Origin of the sequence: Nonomuraea longispora, assembly GCF_004348345.1 — a bacterium.
GTDB classification, from domain to species: domain Bacteria; phylum Actinomycetota; class Actinomycetes; order Streptosporangiales; family Streptosporangiaceae; genus Nonomuraea; species Nonomuraea longispora.
The window spans coordinates 1-2118 of record NZ_SMJZ01000401.1; the positions used below are offsets into that span (position 1 = coordinate 1).

A 2118-nucleotide genomic window follows, 5' to 3' on the forward strand; every position below is an offset into this window, starting at 1 on the left:
GCGTGCCCACCCCTCTGCCCCCGGCCTGCGCGAACGGCAGACCCAGCGCCTCGGTCGTGCACACGTCCCACACGACCTCCAGGTCGTAGCCGCCCGCGTCGGCGTAGTCGGCGATGGCCTGGGCGTAGGCGAGCTGGCGTGGTTCGTCGTCGCGGAGCTCGATCGCCGACCCGGCCGCGTCCAGTGCGGCGGCCGTCTCGTGGACGTCTCGCGGGGCCACGCTCAGCAGCAGGTCGTGCACGGTCCCCGTGCCGAGGAACTGCCGCATCACGCCTATGCCGCCGCTGCAGGAGATGCGGCCGGCGGCCGGGACGAGTTCGCCCGTGATCAGCCGCAGCAGAGTGGTCTTGCCCGCGCCGTTCGGCCCGACGAGCGCCGCCTTGGCGCCGTCGCCCACCTTGAACGACACGTCCCACAGCAGCGGCCGCCCGTCAGGCAGCAGGTAGGTCAGCCCGCTCACCTCGATGTGCCCCACCCGAACCTCCACTCGATCGTCGTTCTACAACTAGACCACCGATCCAGTATCTCGTACAACGTATTATCTCCTCGTGGACACCGTGTGGTCGCGCCCCGCGAAGGCGCCCAGGCAGACGCTCACCCTCGACCGGATCGTGGCCGAGGCGGTGGCGCTGCTCGACGAGGAAGGCGTCGGCCGGCTGACCATGCGCCGCCTGGCCGAGCGGCTCGACACCGGCTCCACCACCCTCTACTGGCACGTCAAGACCAAGGACGACGTCCTCGACCTGGCGCTTGACGCCGTGTTCCACGAGGTGCCGCTGCCCGGCCGCGAAGCCGGCTGGCGGGCGGCGGCGCGCGACCTGATGAGCGGCTGGCGGGCCGCGCTGCTGCGCCACCCCTGGTCGGCCACCATGCTCGACCGCCCGCTCATGGGCCCGAACGCGCTGGAGCGCACCGAATTCCTGTACGAGACGCTGGCGGGGGCGGGCTTCCCCGCCCCCAAGACCGCCGCCTACAGCCTGGCCAACTACGTCATGGGCTCGGTCATCATGCAGGTCACATGGCAGCAGCGCGACCCGGGCGGCACCGGCGCGTTCCTGCGGGAGCGCGCGGACCTCTACCCCTCCCTCGCCGAGCACGGCCTCGACTTCCCCGGCGGGCGGACCGGCTGGGACACCACGTTCACCGAAGGCCTCGCCTTCCTCCTCGATGGGATGGAGCAGGCCGAGCAGGCCCACCGCACCGGCCCCGGCTGAGCCTGCCCGCTTCGCTGACGTCCGGCTCAAATCGGCAGCGCCGTACGCCCCCTCGCCGAGCCGTTGCTTACGCCAAGCCACGGGCTCCTTTGCGGCAAGCTATCGGCGCCGTACGCCCCCTGCCGAACCGTTCCTTTACGGCAAGCCACCGGCACCGCACGCGCCGCCCCCAGTGACCGTCTGTCCTGGCCGGTCGTGAAGGCCAACGGGCTGCTCGCCGTGACGACGCGCCAAGCCGGCCGTGTGCCGTGGCGACATGTCACCCGTGTCAGGGCCACGTGTGCCGGTGGCGAAGGCCGCTGAGATCGGGTCGGCTCAGCTTGCGAAATCGAGCCTGTCGGCCGCGGCGCCGTTGTGCCGCGCGCTTGATGCGGCGGCGCCCTGCGCGGGGGCGGATTGCGTCACTTCCGCCTGGCCGGCTGCCGATCGCGCCGAGCCGGACCGCGGCGCGGTGGACCTCACCGTGCCTCTGCGCTGAGCCGGTGCGGAACGCGCGGCCGTCGAAGAACCGGAAGCGGACCCGGTGGCGACGGCTTCAACGGACCGGGCGACGACGGACCGGGCGGTGGTGAGCCGAGTGGCGCGGGAGGTCCGGGTAGCGGCGCGCTGGGCAGACCGCGCATCGGGCCGGGTGGTGGTGAGCCGGGTGGTCCGGGCATCGGGCCGGTTGGCTACGGGCGGGGTTCTCCGAGAGCCGGGCTTGACGACGGCGGACTTCATGGGCCGAACAGCCGGGGACCGAAAGGCGGCGAGCCCGACACTGGGCCCGACACTGCCGAGCCGAGAGGCGGCGACTCGAACAGCGGCGGCGGAACGGGCAACGGCCGGACGAACCTTGGCGGGCCGCGCAACCGCGGGTCGGACAGCGGCGGGGCGAGCGGTGGCCGGACGGACAGCGGAGGGG

At 72.8% G+C, this 2118-nt stretch carries 2 protein-coding genes; one reads left to right on the top strand and one right to left on the bottom strand.

Annotated features, from left to right (window positions below; genetic code table 11):
- Positions 1–475 (bottom strand): ATP-binding cassette domain-containing protein (locus tag E1267_RS43485; RefSeq protein ID WP_132342123.1); only part of this gene is annotated, 475 nt, incomplete at its 3' end.
- 73 nt (positions 476–548) lie between these two features.
- On the opposite strand from E1267_RS43485, the gene E1267_RS43490 reads away from it, so the two are divergent.
- Complete coding sequence (locus tag E1267_RS43490) at positions 549–1214, top strand: TetR/AcrR family transcriptional regulator (protein ID WP_132342125.1); 666 nt, start codon at positions 549–551, stop codon at positions 1212–1214.
- Positions 1215–2118: the final 904 nt, after the last annotated feature.